Annotated in this window: 12 protein-coding genes; 8 read left to right on the top strand and 4 right to left on the bottom strand. The window is 66.4% G+C overall.

Features of this window, described 5'->3' with window-relative positions:
• Positions 1-16: 16 nt before the first annotated feature.
• Entirely contained in the window at positions 17-4,246 is a 4,230-nt protein-coding gene (locus AB0C20_RS13665) for a hypothetical protein (protein WP_357568082.1), read from the top strand.
• A 294-nt stretch (positions 4,247-4,540) separates the two neighbouring features.
• Here the strand turns inward: AB0C20_RS13665 and AB0C20_RS13660 are convergent, their stop codons facing one another.
• Positions 4,541-9,655, bottom strand: coding sequence for a hypothetical protein (locus tag AB0C20_RS13660; protein WP_357568081.1), 5,115 nt, complete (start codon positions 9,653-9,655; stop codon positions 4,541-4,543).
• Positions 9,656-10,010: 355 nt separating this feature from the next.
• On the opposite strand from AB0C20_RS13660, the gene AB0C20_RS13655 reads away from it, so the two are divergent.
• Complete coding sequence (locus tag AB0C20_RS13655; protein WP_357568080.1) at positions 10,011-11,012, top strand: hypothetical protein; 1,002 nt, start codon at positions 10,011-10,013, stop codon at positions 11,010-11,012.
• A 285-nt stretch (positions 11,013-11,297) separates the two neighbouring features.
• Positions 11,298-14,786: an NACHT and WD repeat domain-containing protein gene (locus AB0C20_RS13650; protein WP_357568079.1), complete on the top strand. Its 3,489-nt coding sequence runs from the start codon at positions 11,298-11,300 to the stop codon at positions 14,784-14,786.
• A 233-nt stretch (positions 14,787-15,019) separates the two neighbouring features.
• Here the strand turns inward: AB0C20_RS13650 and AB0C20_RS13645 are convergent, their stop codons facing one another.
• Entirely contained in the window at positions 15,020-16,429 is a 1,410-nt protein-coding gene (locus AB0C20_RS13645; RefSeq protein ID WP_357568078.1) for a recombinase family protein, read from the bottom strand.
• Between the two features lie 617 nt (positions 16,430-17,046).
• Here AB0C20_RS13645 and AB0C20_RS13640 point away from each other — a divergent pair.
• Both AB0C20_RS13640 and AB0C20_RS13635 read left to right on the top strand, forming a co-directional pair.
• Positions 17,047-18,162, top strand: coding sequence for an aldo/keto reductase (locus AB0C20_RS13640; RefSeq protein ID WP_357568077.1), 1,116 nt, complete (start codon positions 17,047-17,049; stop codon positions 18,160-18,162).
• A gap of 73 nt (positions 18,163-18,235) precedes the next feature.
• Positions 18,236-19,078, top strand: coding sequence for a helix-turn-helix transcriptional regulator (locus tag AB0C20_RS13635; protein WP_357568076.1), 843 nt, complete (start codon positions 18,236-18,238; stop codon positions 19,076-19,078).
• 244 nt (positions 19,079-19,322) lie between these two features.
• Here the strand turns inward: AB0C20_RS13635 and AB0C20_RS13630 are convergent, their stop codons facing one another.
• Positions 19,323-20,270 carry a helix-turn-helix transcriptional regulator gene (locus tag AB0C20_RS13630; RefSeq protein WP_357568075.1) on the bottom strand — a complete coding sequence of 316 codons (948 nt, stop codon included), beginning with the start codon at positions 20,268-20,270 and terminating at the stop codon, positions 19,323-19,325.
• 260 nt (positions 20,271-20,530) lie between these two features.
• Here AB0C20_RS13630 and AB0C20_RS13625 point away from each other — a divergent pair, with 260 nt between their 5' ends.
• On the top strand, positions 20,531-21,736 hold the full coding sequence (locus AB0C20_RS13625) for an MFS transporter (protein WP_357568074.1): 1,206 nt from the start codon (positions 20,531-20,533) through the stop codon (positions 21,734-21,736).
• Positions 21,737-21,810: 74 nt separating this feature from the next.
• Positions 21,811-22,248 carry a GFA family protein gene (locus AB0C20_RS13620; RefSeq protein ID WP_357568073.1) on the top strand — a complete coding sequence of 146 codons (438 nt, stop codon included), beginning with the start codon at positions 21,811-21,813 and terminating at the stop codon, positions 22,246-22,248.
• A gap of 337 nt (positions 22,249-22,585) precedes the next feature.
• Here AB0C20_RS13620 and AB0C20_RS13615 read toward each other — a convergent pair whose 3' ends face one another.
• The gene (locus AB0C20_RS13615; protein WP_357568072.1) at positions 22,586-22,828 is read right to left on the bottom strand and encodes a hypothetical protein; all 243 of its coding nucleotides are present in this window, start codon (positions 22,826-22,828) and stop codon (positions 22,586-22,588) included.
• A gap of 411 nt (positions 22,829-23,239) precedes the next feature.
• Here AB0C20_RS13615 and AB0C20_RS13610 point away from each other — a divergent pair.
• Positions 23,240-23,428: DUF1801 domain-containing protein (locus AB0C20_RS13610; protein WP_357568071.1), on the top strand; the 189-nt coding region annotated here is incomplete at its 3' end.

Below are 23,428 nucleotides of genomic sequence, written 5' to 3'. Positions count from 1 at the left end.
TGCAGGTGCAGGTTAGGTGACCGTCCTCAAAGGTTCAGAACGGGCGAGAGGGCTGCGGACGATGCATGTTGCGAGTCCTTATTCGACCGGCGGCGGGGGTGTGACATTCGAACATGATTACGGCGGCAGGCTGCTCGCGGATCTTCTCCTGGGTCGTCCTACTGCCGGGCTCGGTGACGGTTTTGTCGTCCAAGAGGTTTGGTTCCAGCAGGCAGCGACGAGTCCAGTCGATGACATCGTGGTTGTTGGTGCCTCATCAGCGGGACAGCGCATTCTGTCAATCGGAGTGCGCAGAAACCCGGTTTTCAAGCAGAGCGACCCGAAGCTGCTCCGGCTTGTTTCGCAGTACCTGCGAATGGTCGCAGAGTTCCGCCAGGAACTGGACAGCGGCGAACGCCGTCTAGGGCTCGCCGTCTCGGCGACGCAAAGTCATGTCGCCGATTTAGTCGACCTCGTAGGGGTGGCAAGAAGCCAGAATAGCCCTGCCCGTTTCCAAGAAGCGGTTTTGGCGCGCAGCAGGACGATGCGCGCTGAATTGCAAAGAGTTACGCACGTTGTCAACGCAGCAAGGCGACTCGATGCCGAGTCGGCCAAAATCTCTTCTGACGAACTTTCCTGGAGATTCCTTGCAGCGCTGCACGTTATTCGCGTCGATTTGGATGGTGAGGATTCAGGCGGTAAGGCGGATCTTGTGACTAGCCTTACCCAGCTGACCAACGACGCTGTTGTCGCTGACCATTTACGGCTGCATCTTATTCGACTGGCTGCGACATTTGCGCAACGTGCCGGACGTGTCGACACTGCAGTTCTGAGCCGTGAACTCTACGGCCGGTTCGATCTAGGTCTACCGGTTTCCAGACGACGGCCGACGCCATACCGTGCGCTCTTCGAAGACTACGCAGCCCGCTGCCCCGAGCTGAAGGAGCGCGATAGTGAGTTCGCGCAGTTGGGAGAATTTGCCAACGAGAGCCGGGGATACCTCCATCTTCGAGCGGGTGCATGGGCAGGCAAGACGGCCTTGGTCAGCCATCTCGCCGTTGACCCGCCGCCGCTGGTAGACATTGTCGGATTCTTTATTTCACGTCGTGGTGGAACCGTAAGAGCAGGTCAATTCCTCCACGCCACCTGCTTGCAATTGGCAGCGCTGGTAGACGAGATTGCACCGGCGGAACCGAGTCGCGCCGATTTCCTCGACTTGTGGGCCCGTGCGGCGGCGGCAGCGCGGCGTCAGCAGCGGTCAGTACTGCTCATTGTCGATGGGTTAGACGAAGATGATGCACGTCAGCTGAACGAGCCGAGTATCGCCTCGCAGCTGCCGCATCGCATCGAGATGGGCGCGAGCGTCTTGGTTACCAGCCGCAGCAACACCGACCTTCCCTCGGATGTTGATGCTCATCATCCGCTCCGTACCTGCGAAGTCTGGAACCTCTATCCATCACCCGCCGCTGCGGCGATTCAAATCCAAGCTCAACACGAGCTCGATCACATCCTTGACGAAGATGAGTTGCGCAAGATCACAGCGGTCATCGCGGTCGCCCGCGGTGGACTGACGATCCGTGACCTGGGTGAAATCCTAGGGAGGAGTACCGGCCGAGTGCGAGGTTTGGCCAAGGGCCGCCTCGCTCGCGTCCTCGATGGACGAGAAGATCGGCCGCGCTCAACGACGCACTACACTATCGCCCACGACACACTTGTCGAACTGCTACGCAACGAACTGACCAGTAACGAACTCGCGTCGGCGCGATCAATGATCGACCGATGGGCGCAGGGCTGGCAAGAAGACGGCTGGCCTGCGAATACCCCGGAATATCTTGTTGAGTCTTATCCGTCGATGCTCGCCGCCGAACGAGACGGCCGCACCCTGGCCTTGCTCGCGTCCGAGAGCAGACAAGCACTACTGAGCTGGCGGACCGGTGGCGAGACGGCCGCTCTCGCCGAGTTCGCGGATGCCGCCGCGCTGCTTGCTCAGGATTGCAATTCCGACTTGCAGCTTCTGGCACGAGTCTCAGTTCTGCGTCACAACATTCATGATCGAGCCGACGCGGTACCGTCGGAATACGTTTTGGCCCTCGCCCGGATCGGGCGGCTCAACCACGCCGTGCAGCTCGCCCGCACCATCCCGTATCCAAATCTCCGATCGCACGCACTCCTGCAGATCGCGCGGCACCTACTGCCCGACGCGCCAGGTCAAGCTGCCGCCGTAGCCGCGGAAGCCGAACACGTCCCGGGCCGCCTTGACTTCGATGACCTCGTAGAACGAGTGGGCGCAGCCGTCCTACAGGCGCTTGCCGGGGACGACGCGGCAGCGGCCCGTGCACAGGCGGCGGCGGAGGCGCTGCTCGCCGAAGCCGAGGAGGGCGACGAATGGCGGCTCTCCGCGCTTAGCGCGAGCTTCGCCCGACTCGACCACGACATGGCACGACGACTGCTCGCCAAAGCGCTGGAGGTCACCGACGAACCTGACCACCTGCTCGCGTCGAGCGCAGACGTCCTGGTCCGCCTCGACGAACTCTTTCGATTAATCGAAAATCTGGAAGGCGCCGATCCAGCCACTCGCCTCGGCGCCGGACTCAACGCCTGCAGCGTTCTCTTGGAGGATGGCGAACGCTGCTTACCCGAGGACCTAACGTCAGCGCTCGGTCAAGCGGCAGCGACCATGGCCGCACAGCTTGCACGCTCCTCAATAGAGGACGTCGACAGCGAGGACTTGCAGCTCCTCGCCAGGTCGGCCCGCTACATAGATGCTCATACCGCCCAAGTCATCATCGATCTCGTAGCGCTGCGCCCCCAGGCGGACCGTGATGTGGTCGTCGCGCTCGCCGGTGCTTACGCCGCACATGGCGTGGACCCGCGTCAAGTCCCTGACCTGGCCCTCGACGATGACATGCTCGCCGAATCGGTCGAGATCGCCTGTCAGGTCGGCGTGCTCCGCCATGCCCCTGGTATGGCCTCAGAAATCAGCGATCCGCAGCTGCGTGTAGATGCCTTCGCGCAGTGCGCGCTCGCAATGCTTGACCGGGACGACGCGGATGGCGCCCATCACATGCTCGATAGCCTGGCAGCCGCCCTTGCTGAGGTCCGAAGTAAAGCGCAACCTGTCCTCGTCGCTGCGCTATCTGCCGCCGCCCACGAGTGTGGGCAGGGACAAGTGTCGGAAGACCTTCACCTCCAGACCTCCTATCTCCTCCACTTCAGACGGTTTGATTGGGACTTGGCCTGGGGCACGCGATTTCTTGCGTCCTGCGCCTTGCGTCATCCGGCGGGCAAGTGGTTCGACTTCTTCGATGTGGTATCACCGCATGCGCGGTTCGAATCGATTCTGGCGGCAGCCCGACTACCAGCACCGCCATCCACACCGGCTCGTCTTCTTGATCATCTCGGTAGCTTGGTAGAACAGACGGAGAGCCCGCTTCACGCGGCGGAGTTTGCTGAGTTCGCTATCGAGGTCGGAGAGCCAGCGCGCGCGCTGGCAATTCTTGCTCACAACGCTGAGGAACCAGGTTCCCTAGCCGAGCGTGTAACCGTCGCCAAGTTCAAGGCGCTACTGGCACTGGGCATGAGCAGAAGCGACGCACTCAGTTTTTATGCCGACGCGGCTGGCCGAGAGGCTGATCTAGGCCCCATCCTCGCCGTCGCGATGGCCGATGCGGGCCTCGTTGCCGAGGCCGGGACTTGTGTCCGGCTGCTTTTGCAGACCGCTGACCCCGATGCCACGCGATCCGACGGCAGATGGCCGAACGCATGGCTAACGCTCGCCTGCCGGCAGGCGGGGCTCCGAAAAGAGGCAGAACTTCTCGGCGGAGGACTTACTGGAAAGCATCTTGTCATTGTTGACCGTGATTCTTGCGGCATGGAAGATTTACCGGCCATAGTCCGGCTAGGGCTTTGGGACACATTCGCGCGCGACCTGTTGGACGCGAACGCTGCCTTCGCCATGATACTGATGGAAGATCTGGTCGACGAGATGCTCAAGCAGGGTTTCGTAGATCAGGCGGTCGGGCTGCTGGAGCACCTGCATCACGGCGAGGGCAAAGCCGTGATGCTGGCTAAGTGCGCTGCCAGAGGCGTCGAACTAGTAAGGACACGTCAACTGGTGGCGCAGTCGATGAGCCTGGAGCTTGTGCCGGAAGTGATACTCCCCGCTATCCAGCTATGCCCAGATATTCTTTACGAGATGGCATCGCTACTGCTGGGGCGGCCGATACCGAAACCACGACTCGTACCGTCCGGAATCGATAGTACCTAAGCTGTTGCCGGTAAGCCGATCCACGCCTTGGGGAGGCGGGCCGGCAGCAGTGGTCGGGTGGAGGTCGTGCACGTCGAGCCAGTTGAGCAGGCCGAACAGGGCGACCAAACGGGCTGCTCCGTCGGTCAGCACGGCGACTCGTCGGACGCTGCCGAGTGGAACCTCTCCGGTCACCGCATGTCGAGCGGCGAACGGGCGCGGCTGACCGCCCGTGCGCGGTCTGGTGCCGCTGGCCTGACAGGGGCGCGACGCAGGGAGGCCGGGTTGCCATTGTAGGTGGGTGGTGAGATGCGGTCAGGTCAGGCTGTTGAGGAGTTGGCCGGCCACGGCGTTGCCTCGACCGTGGAGGCGGGCGAGGACTTGCCGTCCGTTGTCTGCGGTAGGGCCGGAGCCGCGCAGCGGGTTCGGGGTGCGAGTGGAGATGGTAACCAGGAACTCGGTGACCGCGGTGTCCAACCGCTCGCTGGTGGGGTGAGAGGAACGTTCGCGATCGGCGAGCCAGCCGACGGCGTCGTGGACGAACCCTGCCGCGGCCGGCTCCCGGAAGAAGCGAACGGCCGCGTAGGCGAAGTCGTCGTGGCCCATGTGCTCGCCGAACCACGTCGACCACGCTGGCACGGCTGCGCGGAGGGCGGCTGTCTGCTGCTCGCTGACCGGCGAGTGCCCCCACTCGCTGAGGCCGGCGACGGCGAGCGCCAGGACGCCGGTGCCGGAGTAGCCCTGCCAGGTGTTGGCGGTGGTGGCGAATCCCAGCATGTTTGCAACCAGGGCGGGGAACGCTGCTGGACACGGGTCCTTCGTGCAGGCGGTTTTCCAGACCTGGCTGAGGTAGTTGCCCACCCAGGAGGAGGCGGTGGTCCCGAGGGCGAGGATCGGCTCCCAGACCGTACGGGCCTCTGCGGCGTCGGCGCTGATCGTGACGTCGGCGAGAAGCCCACTAGCGCGACGTTCCTCGTCGTAGGGGTAGTGGGAGGAACGAGTGGCGGCCTCTGTAGAGGTCAACCCCGAGGCGAGGAACGTCGCGAGGTCGGCGGCGAACTCAACCGCCCGGGCTCGCGTGCGCGTATCCGCCGCAGCAGTAAGGGCTGTGAAGTGCGGGCGGGAGGCGACGAGGTAGCCGAGGTCGAGGGTGCGCAGTATGCGGGAGCGGGCGTCGCGGCCGTCGGGGAAGCTGGTCGCGGCGGTGGCGGTGATCCACTCCGCCAACCGGGGCACCTCGGCGGGCAGGCTGCCGTCGGCGAAGGCGTCGAATGCGGCCTCGGCGGCAGCCTCCAGCTCCGGGAGGCCGTCGATCGGGCCGTGGCCGGGCTCATCGTCCTCTTGGCCCACGTCGAGTCCAGCGGCTTCCTCCGGGTCGGTGTCGAAGTCGAAGTCGAGGTCGGCTTCCTCAAAGTATGGGTCGATGTCGTAGTGCGACATCGACAGCCGCGCGCAGTGCAGCGTCAGGTGCTCAAGCCGGCGCAGGTCGTCGGCGAGGTGGGGGTGTGCGGCGGCGAGGCGCATCACGGTGGTGACGGTGAGGCGGCGGGCACCGAGCAGCAGCCGCGCGATGGCCGCGCGAACAGTGACGTCGTCGGGGGTCTCGGCCCACAGGGCGGTGAGCGCTTCGGCGCAGAAGACGTCCCATTCATCGTCGGAAGGGCTATCGGGGTATGCGTGGGACCACGTGGCGGCCGAGTCGGTGAGGGGACGCATGAGCACGGCCAGGCACCACTCATCGCGGTCGGGGTGGTTCCGCAGCCAGTCGCGGGCGCACAGCACCAGCCACGCCGCGTACCCGCACCGCAGGTCCTCCACACCGCTGATGGAGCTCGGCGACTCAGCATCCGGGACGAGAGCGTCGAGTTGGGGCTGGACGGTGGCCCACTGCTCCTCGAGCTCCGTGTCGCTGGGGCGGACATGGTCGGTGATGTTGCGGCGCATGGTGTAGGCGAACGTTAACCAGCCGCGATCGCGGTCGCGGTGGTCCCGCATCTCGCGGGCTTCTTCCTCAAGGGCCGCTGGCGGGTTGTACACGAGGTAGGTCCTTCCGTCCGTGGCGCGGACGGCGTGGTAGTTCGCAATGTCGGTCGCAGCGAGCATCACCCGCCACCGGTGTGCGTCTGTCGTGGCCCAGTGCTCTCGGGCGGTAGTGAGCTGCTCGGTGAGCCGGCCGGTGACGAATGCGCCCAGGTGCACCAGGTCCAGGAGCGGGATCTTGCGGTGGTCCATCGTGTGCCACGTGCGGGCTCGCTCAGCTCGGGTGGGTTCCATGACGAGCGGGAGCACGCTGAAGGAGCGCATGTGCACGCTCATCCGGTCGTCGTCGAGTAGGTCGGCGCTGGTGACCAGGGGAGCAAGCGGGCCTTCCAGCAGTGCAGGAGTGTGGCGGGCGATGTCGGCGAGCAGTCCCCACATCGCGACCGATCGGCTGCCGGTGAGCTGGACGAGGAGCGCGGTGATGTCGCGGCCGTCGTCGAGGGCCTTGTAAAGGTGGGCCTCCAGGGCCATCATCGCCGCCGCCAAGATGTCCGGAACCCGGTGGCCACCGTGGCTCCAGGCCAGGACGGTGGCGTCACCGACCAGCGCGACAGGCGCGCCGTCGACGAGCAGCTCGAACGCCGGCCGCTCCTGCGTGGGTCCCTGGCCGCCTGACACCGCGGCGCTGCGGGTGCGTCTCCAATGGGCGGTCGCGTGCTCGACGAGGGCGAGCACCACGTCGACGCCCTGCGGTTCGGCGTTGACGAGCATCGCCCGGATCGGCCCGCACTCGGGGATCGGATCGAAGGAGCGCGGGGCGCTGAAAATGCCGAGGCCATCACGCAGCCGGTCATGGACGTAACGGCGGTGATGGCGGTCGGAGTCAACGGCAGCCCGCAGCACCAGGTCCCGGGCCATCTGCGCGGACGCCGGCAGCAACGGCATCACGGTGTCGACGTCAAGCAAGGCTGCACGGAGTCTCGTCTGGCCGCGACGCTGGCGGCCAATGACCCGGCCGCTGTGCTCAAGCCGGCTATCAACAGGGGGCAGCAGCATGTCGAGGAAGGTGGCGACGGCGTCGGGTTCGACCGCGCCGGCGGCGATGACGCACCGCCACAGCACCGGCTCGACCGTGTCGTCGAAAAAGCCTCCACCGTTGATGTGCGCGACGATGTGCCGTCCGACCGCCAGGCCGATCACGGCAGCCTGATCGCGGGCCGGCCACGTGTCGGGGGCGTGCCGCAGCCACAGGTCGGCGATCGCGGCGACCTCCGGGGCGGCCGAGGCGACTGCGGTCTCATGCTCCGCCGCCAGGACGCGTAGGACCGGCAGCCACAGCGGCCATACCGGCAGCCGCGACTGGGCGGCGGCGTACACCGCTAGGTCTGGCTCGTCGGCGAGCACAGTGATCCAACCGGAGTCCGGCACGGTCGCGGAGAACCTGAACCTGCGCAGCAGCCGTGCCAGCAGAGCGCTGTCGGCGGCGAGGCGCGACCACAGCTCGCCCAGAAGCCGGTCGGCGTCGTGGGCGTAGAACACCGCGTCGAGGTACAAGTCCGCCACGAGCCGCTGGTCGGCGGCGTCCAGAGCAGACCGGTCGGCCTCCCACCGATCGACGCCCTGCTCGCGGAGCACGCCGGCGGCGTACAAGCGAATCGCTCGGTGCCACGACGGCAGCGCCGCCTTCTCCGCGATCACGCCGATGACGTCGTCACGGGAGCGCAGGTAATGCAACAGCGTCCAGTCGTCGAACAGATCGTGGGCGAAGGAGACCCGGCCGTCGACCTCGGCGAGGATCCCGTCGACGCGCAGCTGGTCGACCAGCCCAACGGCGTCGACCGGGAGGTCGTCCAGGGGAGTCTGGGCCCGCAGACGGTCGGCCTGCTCGACGGCGATCCGCCGCAGCAACGTCTGGCGGGCGGCGCCGTTCGGGCCCGCTCCGGCCAACCGCTGCCACCACAAACCAGCGATCGACGGCTCGTCACGGATAGCGGCAACCGTAGCCCCGGGCACCCGCAGCACCAGGTCGAGGACCTTCGGGCGCCGGACGACACCACCGAGCCCACCAGCGACGATCACCGCGGCCAGGTCCGGGTGCCCGCGCAACACCAGATTGACGTCTGCGTCAGACAGGTCCCCCATAACGAGCGGGACGGCCTGCGGGCCGTTGGCCTGCACCAAGCGCTCCGACACTCGAGGGAACTCCGACTGCTGCGAGGTGATCAACAACCGGATCCGACCGCCGATGTCGGCCGAGAGGCGTGCCAGGGCGGCCGTCGCGGCGAACGGCTCGTCGGTGTAGACCCGGTCGAGGCCGTCAACGACGACGCGGACCTCCCCGGGGGCAAGCGTCAGGACTTCCTCCAGGCCCTGGGTCAGCCCGAGTCGCGCGCCGACGCCGGCCTCGAGGTCCGCGGCCGACAGCCAAACCGTCCGGTGCATGCCCGGAGCAGCCAGCCACCTCTTGGCCGCCACGGTCTTACCGCAGCCCGACGGCCCCGACAGCACGTTAACCGCCCCGGCCTTGGCGAGCACGGCGGTCACGTCCTCACGGACCAGGACCACGTCGTCGCCGAGCCGGTCCCGGACCCGGGCCATCATGCTGGTGGTGTGCGCGGTGAGAAGGCCCCAGTCCGGGGCTACATCCGGGCGCAGCTGGAACGCAAACTGCCCGCCCAGCCGGTCAGCCAAAAGCTGCCACGTGACTGCCCCGCCTTTGGGCCGCAGGTCAGCGACCACCTCGAGCAGCGCCGTCCACAGATCCACAGCCCTCCCGGCCTGCTGCGGGACGAGCGCGGCGCGGCACCAACGGATCGCGTCCGCGATCGCCTGGGAGGTAGGAGTGAGGAAATCTAGACGCAGAGGCAGAAGCAAGGCCAGCAGCCGGGCGGGAGAGGAGTCGACGTCGATCCCGTGCTGCTCGGCAAGCTCCGTCGGACACTTCGCCGACTCCCACAGCGAGCGCTTCGCCACGTTGAACGCGCCAGGCACGCCGATCCGCGAGGCGATGCCAGCCTGGTCGGCCGCGGCCTCCCCGATCAGCTCCGCGAGCTCGACCCAGGTGCCCTGCGCCGCCGACCCTGACACCAGACCGACCCGGTCTGCAGCGCGGCGGAACCTGTCGGCAAGGATGTCGCGCCAGGCGGCCTCCACGAACTCCGTGTGTAGCCTGGCGCCGGTCAACATGTCGAACGACTTCACCGACGCCGACCACCGCGGCCCACCGGCCGCGTCACCGGTGACGACCATGTCGTCGAGGAAAAACCCCGACGCACTGCCCTGGAACCGCACCTCCACCGGGACCGCGACCCCGACGCCCAGCGGCATCTCGCCAGCGGCCATCCCGGCGGCGAGCCACGCACCAACATGGTCTTCGAAATTGAAGCCGCCACCGCCAGTGATGAACGCCGTCGCCACCGTCCGCCCGTCCGACGCCTCTCTGCTCGACATCGCCTGAGGCTACCGGCCCGCACCCCACCCGGCCGCTCCACTGCCCGAGACGAGCCAGGCCACTTCGGACCGACGTGGTGTTGGGGCATTAGCGGGCGTTGCGGCGGCACCAGCCTCATTGCGATGCACCTGGTAGCGGACCAGGCCGACGTCTCTTCACGCTGCCTGGATGCCCAGAGCGGCGGCGAGGTGCACCAGGGATGAGGCCGGCCGTGTCGGCGGCCCGCAGTCGCCAGCGAGCACCGTTGGCCGCCCCGGCCGCAAAGTCGGCTGTCGGATATGCCCATTGCTGCGGATGGCACAATTGGCGCAGCGTTCCTGGATGGCACTGTGCCATCTGTGCCATCGTGGGTTCATGACTCCGATCCCGCTGTCTCAATGGGCCGACCAGAACGGCGTTCCGCGCCGTACCGCCTACAACTGGGCGAAGAACGGCAAGCTCAACGTGCCGATCCATCGCACCCTCACCGGCCGCCTGGTCGTGCTCGACGACGACGAGATACCCGGTGATGCCCATCCGTTCGTGGCCGCCTACGCCGAGGCGCTGAGTCTGCCCGTCGGCGTGCACTCCGGCGACCTGCACCACTCGCCGGTCCTCGAGGCTTGGGGTGTGGACCTGTACGACACGGTCGCCGACGACTTGCGTCCCGTGGTGCTGCAGTTGGCCCTCGCGGCGGCGTGCGCCCGCCCGAAGCGGGACGCGTGGTGGCGACTGACTGACTGGCTCGGGCGCGTCGAGCTGGCCGACTGGTACACCTCGACCGGCTTCCCTGAAGTAGCTGCGCTCATCAGTGGGCGGCAGCCGATCACCGACCAGGACAGTTACCTCGACTGGTGGCCGTGTGGCGTCGGCTCGCACGAGTTCTGGCAGGACTTCGACGCCGCCGCGGCGCAGGCCGTCGCCGGCGCCGGGCTCGGCCCGTCCGGGCACAATGACGCGGTCGCGTGGCTCACCGAGTCGGCTCTGACGGACAACATCGCGATCGCCGGGCGCCGTGAGAGCCTGCGCAACCGGCTCGACAAGCTGGCCGGCAGCACCACCGACCACGAGCAGATTCCCACCATCCCTGACCGCAGCGACCTGTGGAGCCTGCGCGGTATGTACCCCGAGCCGGCCTGGGCCATCGCCCGTCCCCACGCCCGGCGCACCGCGCAGAGCATCTGCGCCATCGTTGGCTGGGATCCCGAGAGCCCGGCACCGCCCGACGGACACCCGCTGCGCGAGATCGGCTACCGGGCCTGCCTGCACGCCAGCGAGGCCGCTCTCGTCCCTTACGTGCACGACGCCCACCTGCGCGAGATCGACGCCTTCCGTCGCGTCGCCTTCGGCAAGCCATGGCACCTCATCACGACATGAGGAGGCTGCGACGGTGGGTGTCTCGGTCAGCCACAGGGAGAGCAGCACGCCGCAGTGCAATCCATCGGTATCGCGGTGCCGCTGATCGAGATCCGGGCTTAGCCACGTCAGGGGGTGTGAGTCCAGTCCCGTCCATGGTTGGTGTCTCTGTCGGCTATCCGCCACGCGCTGGCGAGCAGTGCCTTCTCGTAGTGCGATGACCATGTGGGGCGGGCACTAAGGGAGTACCGTCGCGAGTCCGGTGCCCTGCTGGGCACGATCGCCGTCGGCCTGGCTATCAACGTCGTGACGGCGCGCACGGACAGTTGGCGTGGGCCGTGGCGGTTTGTCCTTGACTACGCCTACCTCTGGCTCCCACTCTGCGTCGTCCTGTGGCTCAGCTGGCGCTTCTTCGTCCATCGCCGCACCGCGGTCACGTGGCGCGGCACGGAAAGCCCATACCCCGGCCTCGCCCCGTTCACGGCGGAGCGCGCGGGCGTCTTCTTTGGGCGCGACCGCGAGGCAAGGGACGTACTGAACCGACTGGAGCGCTCGGGGCCGGCGCCGGCGACCCGGATAGTTACGGTCGTCGGCCCGTCGGGAGTGGGTAAATCCTCGCTGATCCGCGCGGGTGTCCTCGCTCGACTACCACGGCGTTGGACCGTAGTGGGTCCATTACGTCCGGCCGCCGACCCGTTTATGAGCCTCGCCGCGGCTCTAGAGGATGGCCCAAAGGATGTGCTGGAGACGGCGCGACTGCTGCGCGAGGAGGCCGCCTCTCCGGAAGCTCCACTCCAGGTTGTGCCAAGCTTCCTCGCCGCCGCCCGCGGCCCTGTACTGCTCGTTGTCGACCAGGCCGAAGACCTGTACACGATGACCGGCGACCATGACCGGGCCCAGTGGTGGAGCCTGCTGACCCGAACGCTGACGGTGCTGCCGGAAGTGCGCCTGCTGGTGGCGATCCGGCCCGAGTTCCGCCGCCGGCTTACCGATCAGCAGGCCGGCTTCATCACCCGACCTGTGGCCATCGGTCTGCTGGATCCGGCCCGCATCCGACAGGCCATCGCGGGGCCTGCCCGGGCTGCCGGACTCACGTTCGAGGACGACCTCATCGACCGCATGACCGCCGATGCCACGGTCGGTGACGCGCTTCCCCTACTCAGCCACCTGCTACAACGTCTGCACCTACAGTCCGACCGCCAACACATCACGGTGGCCCAATACGAACAGGCGGGGGAGGTGGGTGGTGCCATCGCAGCTCACGCCGAGCAGATCTACGAAAACCTCACCCAGCGGTACCCCCAGCACGCCGTCGACTCTGCTCTGCTGCGCGGCATCGCTATGGAAGGTAAGGAAACCGTACGAAGGACGATCCGACGATCTGACCTCGGCACCACCGCAGCTCGCATCCTTGAGGAGTTCAGGGCAGCCCGTCTGATCATCGACGTCGAGGACGGCACCTGCCTTGAATTGACCCACGACGCCCTGTTCCGTCAGTGGCGACGACTCGCCTCTCTGATCAGCGCCAACGAGGAGCGACTGCACCGCATCACCAGGCTCGAGCACCGCGCGGCAGCATGGCAAGCGGACCCACACACAGACGACCTCTTGCGCGGCCGAACGCTCGCCGATGCCCTCGCGCTCGCAGCCGAGGCACCCCTCTCCACCGCAGCCCGACGCCTGCTCGACGCCTCCCAAGAGTTCGATCACCAGGACCGTGTCCGACAGTCCGAGCGGATTGCCGAGTTGGCACAACAGGTGCGCCGGCAGGACCCCGAACTGGCCGTGGCACTGGCCCACACCGCGCTACACGAGTTACCACCCACCCCGGCAGCGACGACGACGCGCTGGGCCCTAACCGCCACGTCACGAACACGGCACCTCACCATCGGGCACACCACCGGCATCACCTCCGCAGTCTGGCTGCCCGACAGGGAGGCCCTGCGCACCGCCGACAAGACGGGGCGCGTCTGCACGTGGGACGACGCCGGTCGCCTTGCCGAGGTCACCTTTGCCGCTGACCGGGATGGGTACGGGCACACACTGCTGAGTGCCAGCGGCACCCTCGCCCTCACCCAGCACGATCGAGGTGCCACGCTCTGGCGCGTCGCGGATGGCTGCACCCTGGGCAGCCGAAGGGGGAGTTTTGCAGCATCGCTCGACTCATTCTCGTGGCGCGACGATGTCTGTTTCGCGGGCCAGTTCGACTACCGGACCGTTGACGTCTGCCGTTTGGACGACGAGGTCCCACAGTTGGTCACCAGCATCCCGGCCGCACACGTTCGCGCCACAGCATGGTCCCCGCAGGGTGACCGGCTGGCCATCGCCTCAGACGACCTGCTGCTCGTGGTCAGCGTCGGCGAGCAGGCGTCGGAGGTCCTGCGACGGCAGGTAGCGTGGTCAGACCCGGTGGTGCGCTGGGCACCCGACGGAATCCGACTCGCCGTCTCAGCCGCTCCGGCATTCACAATGCGCCGCACTGAGATCGTCGCATCGACGCGCCGCACGCTGTGGATTTACAACACCGACACGGGCCAGGCCGCCGAAAGCGCACCGCCGGGCATGACCGAAACCATGGCATGGTCACCTGTCGAGGATGTCATCGCCTACGCCTTGCGTCGAACGCGAGACCATGATCGTGTGGCTCTGTTCGACGTCGGAAGCGGCAGGACCGTTGAGCGGCGGGCGCGCCCTCACCAGATCAGCACGATTGCCTGGTCCTCCGATGGTAAACGAATCGGCTTGGGAACCTCATTTCACAATGTCGAGATGTGGGACGTCATCGGCCGAAGCTTCCGCCGCCTGCCCACCGGAAGCCTACGAGAGATTTCTTGGTCGCCGGACCTCAGGCGCGTCACTGTAAAGCGGCTCGGAACGACGCCAGAGATCATCGAAGTGGACGAGGTGACGCCGCCGCTGCGGCTCGGGGACGACGACTGCCTGTCGATCGCGTTTTCACCACTAGGTGACCAGGTTGCCACCGCAATGCAAGAGCAGGTCACCGTGTGGGACGCCCGATCCGGTGTCTCTCGGATGCAGTGGGGCGCGCAACCGCGACAAACTCCGAGACACATAGCGACATCGACGCCACTTCCATGGGTTTATGGACTCGCCTGGTCCGGCGACGGCTCACGGCTGGCTGTCCATACTCATTGCTTCTTCGGCAGAACACCACCCGCTCTCTCGGTCTGGGACGTGGCCAAAGCGCAGCGCCTAGCAGTTCTCGACGGAGGCGAAGACAGCACAGGAACGATTGCCTGGTCCCCGGATTCAAGCCTCGTAGCTGCAGTCGCCGGCAAGCATAACGTGAGCTTGTGGCGAGGAGACGAATATACCCTCGTCCACCAATGGCGAACCGAAGGGCCCGACGAGGTAGCAGCCCTGGCCTGGTCGGATGACTCCACCAGACTCGCCGCCGCCGTCGGCAACCACGTCGAAATCTGGAACGTCGCGCAGAAGCAAGTCGGCTCACACTGTCTCGGCCATACGGGCAACGTCGAACACCTCACCTGGGCAACCGACGGGCACCGTCTCGCGACCATCAGCGATGACTACATGCTCTACATCTGGCGCGCTCAAGAGGGACGGCCTCTCGGCGTACTTGACATACCTCGTGGGGTAGTGCGAAGCCTGTCATGGCAAGACGCCCTCATCATCGCCTACGACGACGGCACGATTATGAGCTGGGACGCATGCAATAACCCTGCGCAGGTTCCGGCTGAAGGCAGTGAGCCCCGTGCGCTCAACAGTGAAGAACGCGAACGATATGGCTTGCCACGAAAGTCAGTCGACTGAGAGTTCACCAGCGTGCAAAACGGCTCTCGTCGTGGCCCGCCGATGTCAGACAGAGAGGCCGTGGCGGACTGAGTCCAACTTGTCGGCTGTACATTTACACATGGTTATGGCGGCCAGTGTTGAGCTAGTCCTGGCCGTACCGTAATCTATGAGCATGTGCACCCCAGAATGGTGCACATATGATGCGTACAAGAGTTCGAATCCCCCTCGGACACATCATTACCACATATCGATCATTGGTTTTGCGGGTTGGCCTCCTTGGGTGTGTCTGCGGTGGGTGTGCAGTGCTCTTGATCGCACACGACGGCGATCTTGTTGACACGTAGGAACGCCGCCAGTTCGTGTGGTCTGCGGGCGTTTGCGGCGATGCTGGGGTGGGTGGCCAGCCTGGCGATGATGCGGTCCTCCCTCAGGTAGAGGATCTTGCGACGCCGGCTGGCGGGTCGTTGGGTGCTGGTATGGCCGTGGCGGCATCGGTAGCCGGGGCGCTGGTTGACCCAGTGGGATTCCAGTCTCCGGCCGCAAGGACCGCAGCGCAGCAGGCCGGTAAACAGGTAGCTCCGGGTCGTGCCGTCGCGGGTGCTTCGGTGGGAGTGAATGGCCTGGGTGGCGATGAAGTCCTGCTCCGTGACCAGCGCGGTGTGGGCTTGCTGTTTGGAGATCACCCAGTCCTTGGTGTGGTTCCAGCGGACGGTTCCGCGTGCGTCGGGTCCGCGGTCGGTGCCGTCGACCTCGGTGCGTTGCCGGTTCCATACCTGCCGGCCGGTGTAACGGGGATTGGCAAGGATCGCCGCGACAGTTCGGAGGGTCCACCTCCCACCTGCGCGGTGGTGGTTGCCGCCGGGGTCGATGGCAGAAGGGCAGGCGACGGCATCGTCGTTCAGGACACGAGCAATACTGGCGAAGCTGTGACCAGCCAGTCTTTGGGAGAACATCCGCCGCACGTGTGCGGCCGTTGCCGGGTCGGGCTCGAGACGCTGAAGTCGGCGACCCCATCGTGCGTGTGCCGCATTGGGGTGGGGACCGGCGTCGACGAGCCGGTAGCCGTAGGGCGGCCTGCCACCGAGGTAGCGCCCCTGCTCCCGCGCCTGAATGCGCATCGCGGTAATGACTCGGGACCGGGAACGCTGCACCTCGCGCTTCGACTGGACACCCAGCAACATGATCAGCGCGTGGTGGGTCGGATTGTGACGGTCGACGGGCCCATCCGTTTCGGGTAGCCACAGTTGCACGCCGTGCTGTTCGAGCAGCGGCATCAGGTGCAGCAGTTGGTTCCCGGAGAACGCCCTCTCGTACTCGCCGACCACAATTGCGTCGAATTCGCGAAGAGGATCGCCGAGCGTGGCCAGCAGAGTCGCGGATTGCGGACGGTGCTGCCAGCTTCGGCGGCGGGAGCAGCCGACGTCGAAGTACTCGGCGACGATCGCTCCGTGACCGAATGCGAGTTCGGTGGCGCAGTCGAGCTGCCAGTGCCGGGACGTCACCCGGTCTTGGTGCTCAACTGTCGACATCCGACCGTAGAACGCGAACCGCAGACCGCCCTGCCGTCGGGCGCGCGGTTGCGCAGGCGCCTCCGACCGCTCGTTCAACCATCGGTCCAGGGGATCCTTTTCGCCTTGGTCATCTGACACGTCGACCTTCATATCGAAGAATCCTGGTGGTGAAGGCGCACAGGCGGTCCGCCTCCGCCGGGCGCAGCCTACCGGCCGGACGGTTGGCGGTGGCATCGATCGGCCTGTCGGAGCCACCACGCGTGAACCAGAGCCAAATATCTCCTCCAACGGCTCCATCCCGGCCAGCGGTTGCGTACTCACGACCTCCGAGCACTTCGCGTGAAACAGGGCGCCGCGACCGGCACCCGGCGCGGGTGGGGCTGACCGCTCCGACGACGGACTCCTTGTGAGCCATCTGTGGTCGACCGGGCGGACGCGCGCCGGTTCAATCTGACGGGCAAGCGCCGACGAGGTCGTGGCGAGGGACCTCGCCTCCTGCGAGTGGCTGCGGTCGGTGGCGAAATCGTTCATTCATGGTGATCTTCGCTGGTGAGGTAGCCTCTCCCGCTGGCCTGTACCCGAGGACGGGCCGGACAAACCGGTCCGGCCGGCGCTAGAGCTCGCAGCTGAGGTGACCTCGCCTCTCTTCCCGTCGCTCCCGCGCAAGCGAGTGGTCAGCAGGCGCGCCGAGTACCTCTTCCCACGTCCGGTCACAGCGGCCCGGCGGCATCAGGAGCGGCATCAACAGGTCGGCGAGTCTTGTTGGATTGTCGCCCTGGCAGGCCGGGGATAGACAGAACGCCGATAACGGCCGCGATCTGCCGCAAGCTGGTCATAGGCAACCGGGCGCCGCATCGCGACATCAAGGAAGAGAGACCACGGTGATCTTGCAGAAGCACGCAATCGGCAGCCAAGGGCTGGTGGCCTCGGTCGAGGGACTCGGCACCATGGGCATGACCGCGATGTACGGCACGCCGGACGACGCCGAGTCCGCCGCCACCGTGCACCGCGCACTCGAACTCGGCGTGACCTTGTTCGACACCGCCGACATGTACGGCCCGCTCACCGGCGAGGAACTGCTCGGCCGGGCGCTGAGAGGGCGTCGCGATCAGGCGATCATCGCGACCAAGTTCGGCGGTGTGACGCTCGATGACGCCGGCGGCATCATCGGCGGCACCAACGGTCAGCCGGACTACGTGCGCAAGTCGCTCGAGGGATCGTTGCGCCGGCTCGACACCGACTGCATCGACCTGTACTTCCAGCACCGGGTCGACCCGGCTGTGCCGGTGGAGGAGACCTTTGGTGCCCTGGGCGAACTCGTCGCCGAAGGCAAGATCCGCTATCTCGGGATCAGCGAGGCGTCGCCGGAGAGCATCCGCGCCGCGCACGCCACCGCGCCGCTGTCGGCGGTGCAGACCGAGTACTCGCTGTTCACCCGCGACGTCGAGACCAACGGTGTGCTCGACACCGTGCGCGAACTGGGCATCGGGTTCGTGGCGTACGCGCCGCTGGGCCGCGGTTTCCTCACCGGTTCAGTTCGCACCCTCGAAGACCTGCCCGAGAACGACTGGCGGCGTACCTGGCCCCGATTCGCCGAGGAGAACCTGCGGCAGAACCTGCTCCTGGTGGATCGGATTCGCGCCATCGCGGAACAGGCGGGTGTCACTCCCGGCCAGCTCGCGTTGGCCTGGGTGTTGGCACAGGGTGACCACATCACCGCAATTCCGGGCACCAAACGCCGTACGTATCTGGAGGAGAACGTCGCCGCGGCGCAGCTCAAGGTCGATGCCAGCGTGTTCGCCGAGCTCAGCGCCGCCGCTCCGGTCGGTGCCGCGGTCGGAGCGCGTTACACCGGACCGGCGATGTCCGCGATCCAGCAGTAGCGTCCGAGATCGACGAGATCTTCGCGGTGCCACCAGCCGTCCTGGTGGCACCGTGTCCCGGGAAGGGCAGTTCGTGGCACGAACCGAAATCGGCGACTTCCTTCGGGCTCGCCGACAGGCACTCCGCCCGGCCGACGTCGGGCTTGTCTCCGGCGGGCGGCGTCGTACCCCCGGCCTGCGCCGCGAGGAAGTCGCACTGCTGGCAAACCTGTCCGTCGACTACTACGAACGACTCGAGCAGTCCCGCGCCGCCAACCCCTCGGAGGCCCTGCTCGGCAGCCTCGCCCGGGCGCTGCGCCTCTCCGTCGACGAACGCGACTACCTCTACCACCTCGCCGGATACCCACCGCCGACGACCAACACCCCCAGCGGGTACGTCGACCCCGCGATGATGTTCCTGCTCGACGCACTCACCACCGTGCCCGCACACGTCATCGACGACCGCACCACCATCCTCGCCCAGAACATCCTCAGCCGTGCGCTCCTGGGCTCCTGGACCGACGGCGACGCCCGGCACGCGAACGTGGCCTGGCGCTGGTTCGCCCACCCCGAATCCCGCGCCCTCAACGTCCCCGAGGAGCACGAGGCGATCGGCCGCGGATACGTCGCCGACCTACGCGCAGCCACCGCCCGCCGTGGCCACGATCCCGTCTCCGACCAGCTGATCGCCGATCTCACCACCACCAGCGCCGAGTTCGCCCGGTACTGGTCCGAGATGCAGGTCGCCCCGCTACAGACCACCCGCAAAATCCTCGTCCACCCGCAAGCCGGGCGTCTGGACGTGCAATGCGACTTCGTCCTGAGCACCACCACGGGTCAGCGCCTGGTCATCTTCCGACCCCAACCCGGCACGACCACCGCCGACAGCTTCGACTTCCTCCGCGTCCTCGGCGAACAATCCTTCGATAGTGCCTGAGACGGAACGCCGCCGGTCACATCGACAACCACAAACTCCGGTATGCGGCCCTATGCCAGGCTCGCCGGGGCTTCAAGACCCTGGGTCACTCCGCATTTCAGCACCGGATGGCCTACGGCGAATCCCGGGCGGGGCTGATCGCCATATGCTCAAGCATCCCGTCCGGGCCGGATGACAAGCTCTGCTCCTTGGTCAACCACACGGGGTTGGCGGCGCATTCGCCGCCCACCCGCTGTTGCATTTATCAATGTAATATGCTGGCAGTCCACTTTTGCGCTGCGTCTGCTCCCCAACTGGCCAGCAGCCGCAGCGCCTCTTCCGAGGGCGAGCCGGGCTTGGCGTGGTAGGTGCTCAGCGACTGCTCCTGATCACCGGGGAGCGCGAGGGTCTCGTAGCGCAGCGTTAGTTCCCCGACAAGCGGGTGTGACAGCCGAATGCTGCCGTGCGTCTTCTTTTTGACGTCGTGGGCTGCCCACAGCCTGCGGAAGTCCTCGCTCTTGATGGAGAGTTCGCCGATCAGCGACGCGAGCAGCGAGTCGTCTGTGTGCAGCCCGACCCCCAGCCGTAGTTGTCCCACCACGTCGTACGCCTTGGACTCCCAGTCGTTGAACAGTTTCCGGGACGCCGGGTCGAGGAAAGTGATCCTAGCCCAGTTCCGGTCCTGCGGGGCACGGCCCGCCCAGTCACCGAAGAGGGCCGAGGCGGTCTGGTTCCAGGCCAGTACGTCAGTGCGGCGGCCCCATACGTATGCTGGCACGCCTTCCAGCGCCGCGAGCAGTTCTCGTATTTCGGGCCTCACCTGCTGGCTCGGCGGCGCGGGCTGGCCCTGGCGCCGATTGGGCTGGGCCAGACGCAGTAGATGGGCGTACTCGGCTTCGGAGAGTCTGAGTACGCGGGAAACCGCGTCCAGCACCTCACGCGAGACGTTGCGGGCGTTGCCCTGTTCGAATCGCGTGTAATACGCCGCAGAGACCCCGGCAAGCTGCGCGAGTTCTTCCCGCCGCAGGCCCGGCACGCGGCGCCGTCGGCTGTAGTCGATCAGCCCGACATCCGCCGGTTTACGGCGGGCCCTGCGGGTACGCAGAAACTCGTTCAGTTCCGCGCGCGGGTCGAGCCTTTCCTGCTCCTCCGGTTCGGGGTCCGATTCGAAAGCGGCGGAGGGGCCGGTGTAGGCAGCGTGGTGGTTTGCCATGTTTTCGATTATCCCACGCAGTACGCAGCCCAGCCTGTCCCTGCCAGTGATAGCCACCCGAGACGTAGACGAAGCGGGTGGCTGGTTAACGCCGCGCACCTGAAGCACGCTCGGTGTGCCCTGAGCAACGGGCTTGCAAGCCCCTGGCCGGCCCTCGGCCCTCCGAATCACCGATCCCGACGGCCCGGCTCGCCTCCACCAGCCCTCCCGTCAGGGCGCCACCCGCCTGATGGGCTCCACACCGCTCCCGAAAGCACACCATGACCGACACCATCACCACATCCACAGGCCCGACCCCGGCGCCTGCGCGGCATGACCGCCTCCCGGGCAATGCCCTGTTCGGCCTTTTCCTGGCCGGCTTTATCAGCATCCTCACCGAATGCCTCCCGGCCGGTCTTCTGCCCGCAATGAGTCGCACTCTGAACACCGGCGTCTCGCTGACCGGCCAGACCGTCACGATCTACGCGCTCGCCACCGCGCTCGGCGCCATCCCTCTCGCCCGGGCCACGGCCACCTGGCCGCGCAAGCACGTCCTGCAACTCGCCCTGGCCGTGGTCGCCGTCACCAACGCGCTCACCGCGCTGTCCGACGACTACACGCTGACGATGGTGCTCCGCTTCCTCGCCGGTCTGGGAACCGGACTCATCTGGCCTCTTCTCGGCGGCTACGCCGCCCGCCTCGCGCCTGAGGGACGACAAGGCCGTGCCATCGCTATCGCCCTGGCCGGAACCCCGATCGGGCTGGCCCTGGGTATCCCGCTGGGAACCTGGCTCAGCAGCCTCGGCGGCTGGCAACTCGCCTTCTACGCCTCCGCCGCCGTGAGCGTCATGACCATGGCATGGGTCCTGCTGGCCCTTCCGAACCTGCCCGGACAGCCGGTTGACGCACGTTTCAAGATCTCGCACGTCCTGGTCATCCCCGGACTGCGACCCATTCTGTTCGCGCTGGCCACGTACATGATCGCGCACAACCTTCTCTACACGTACATCACCGACCTTCTTCTTCACCTGGGGATGGCCGACCAGACAGGCTGGGTGCTGTTCGCCTTCGGAGTCACCTCCGTGCTCAGCGTTCTCGTGGTCGGAACCCACATCGACCGACACCTGCGCAGGCTCGCCGTGAGCAGCACCCTGCTTCTCGGGGCCAGCGTGCTCGTCTTGGGCGTCGTCGCGGACGCACCGGTGCTGGTCTACGTCGCCGTCGCCGTATGGGGCTTCGCGTTCGGCAGTTCCCCGAGCCTGTTCGTGGGTGCCACGATCAACGCGACAGGAGGAGCCGGCGACGTCGCTCAGTCGATCACCATCACGGTCTTCTCCGCTTCTATCGCGGTTGGCGGTTTCATCGGCGGTCTCCTGCTCGCCGGCCTGGGCACTGCCTCGATCACCTGGGCGGCACTGATCCTCCTGATCGTCGCGGCCGCAACTGTCATCGGCAGCGCAAAGCATGCGTTTCCCAAAAATGCCTGATACTCATCCACTCTGCTGCACCCCGATGAACCGTCGCTGGGACAACCCAGACAACCGAGTGAGGAAATTCGCAAATGGGCGTTATCGATCAAACTCTTGCCGGCAGCATGCGAACCGGGAACTGCCTGTGCGGCTCGATCAGCTACCGATTCGACGCGCAGCCCGAGGCTGTCGTCCTTTGCCACTGTGCTCACTGTCAGCGCCACAGCGGCGCCGCATTCTCGGTCAACGTCCTGGTAGCGCGTGACGCCCTGGAAATTAGCGGCACACCCAAGTCGTACCAGACCGTCGGAGTGGAGAACGGCAACCTGCGGGACAGGCTTTTCTGCGGCGATTGCGGCACACCGATCTTCACCATTCTTCACGAACGACCAGAAATCATGATCGTCAAGGCCGGAACCCTCGATGACCCAACCAATCTGGAGCCGTCCGTCGAGGTGTGGTGGCGTCGAGCCCAGGGCTGGATCGAATCGAACCCGAACCGAGCGAGGTTCGACGGCGACGCGAAGTAGCGGCGCGCCAAGGACATCGCACCGCCCCGGGGACATCTTCCGGGATCTCGAGACGCCAGGACAAGGAACAGACAATGCTGCGCCTACATGGCGACACCACAGCAGGGCCAGATGGGTAGAGTCGAACCCTTCCGGACACGCAAGATCAAAATCTGTCTGACGCGGTGCTGGCAATAATCCCTGTGCGGTCTTTGTCGCGGGGTCCGGTATGGCCATAACACGTTGGCCCGCCGTCCAAAGCACTGCCCCGGACAGCGGGCCAACGTGTGCCGGAGTGTGCGGCGAAGGGCCGCTGGTTACCGGCCACCCTTCGGTTGTTCATGTCCGTCAACGACGGTCAGTCGAAGGTGATGACGGACCGCTTGCCGGAGTGGCCCTTGGCCATGTTGTCGAGCACCGTGTTCGCGTCGCGCAGGTCGATCTCGGTGATGTCGGGCAGGATGCCGTGCGCCACCGAGAACGCGAGGGTGTCGCGGAGGTCGTGCGGGGAACCGGACGGGTTGACCATGACGTGCAGCCGGTTGAGGACCATCTGCTGGGTGGGCAGGGTCAGCGGTCCGGGGTCGTACCCGCACAGCACGAGCCAGCCGTCGGGCGCCAGGCCGGCAAGTGTCGCCGCAAGTGGTCAGGCGCTGCTGCTCCCGGGATGGCTGGCGCCGGCCGGCGTCTCGGTTCGCCTAAGCCACGTCTGTAGGTGTGCTGCAGATCGATGTGGAGCGTTGCAGGTGGGCTTGCTGGGTCCGCCGTAGTTCCGTCATTCGAGACACCGATCCCACGGGCAACGTCCTGAGTAGGTCCTTCAAGCTTGTGACCTCTTCGGCGGACCCGAAGACGTCAACGTCGCTCCACGGCGGCGGTAGGGCGTGTCCGCTCATGCCGAGATCCGGATGTTCGTCGAGACCGTCAACCGGTGAGCTGAAACAGCATGTGAACCCAGCACGCCTCGCTCACTGCGGGCGCTGAGCCGAGCAGGGCGTGCCACACTGGCGCCATGGCCAGACCTCAGACGGTCGACGAGTACATCGACGGCTTCACCGGACCGGGCCGCGAGCTGCTTGAGCAGCTGCGGGCACTGGCCCACGAGGCGGTTCCGGAGGCGAGCGAGGCGATCAAGTGGGGTTATCCGGCGTGGGTGCACCCCTCCGGAACGATCCTCTTTATGGTCAGTGGTCACGCTAGA

It is taken from the genome of Micromonospora sp. NPDC048843, assembly GCF_040649965.1.
GTDB lineage: Bacteria > Actinomycetota > Actinomycetes > Mycobacteriales > Micromonosporaceae > Micromonospora > Micromonospora hortensis.
The sequence above is the reverse complement of the archived record's forward strand: the minus strand, read 5'-3'. Positions and strand labels throughout refer to the sequence as shown.